The organism is Flavivirga rizhaonensis, from assembly GCF_004791695.1.
Taxonomy (GTDB): Bacteria; Bacteroidota; Bacteroidia; order Flavobacteriales; family Flavobacteriaceae; genus Flavivirga; species Flavivirga rizhaonensis.
Genome location: NZ_SRSO01000094.1, coordinates 1 through 268, shown reverse-complemented (window position 1 = coordinate 268; position 268 = coordinate 1). Strand labels below are relative to the sequence as shown.

Below are 268 nucleotides of genomic sequence, written 5' to 3'. Positions count from 1 at the left end.
TTGATCGTCACGCTAGCGGTACTACTGTTTGGACAGGTTCCTGCTGTGGTATAAGTTACGGTATAGGTTCCCGGAGTACTGGTCGATACATCGATAAGTCCTGTTCCTGCTGTAAGTGATAAGCCTCCAGTACTTGAGAAGGTTCCGCCTGTTAAACCTGTTATGCTTGGCGTTGGATCTGTAGCATCTGCACAATATGCTGCGGCGCTATAGCTAAAGCCCGCATCGTCTAATGCGTTGATCGTCACGCTAGCGGTACTACTGTTTG

The 268-nt window shown here is 48.9% G+C and carries 1 pseudogene; it reads right to left on the bottom strand.

From position 1 onward, the window contains the following. Positions 1-248, bottom strand: a pseudogene (locus tag EM932_RS20745) (T9SS type A sorting domain-containing protein); the annotation flags it as partial. Between the last annotated feature and the right edge of the window lie 20 nt (positions 249-268).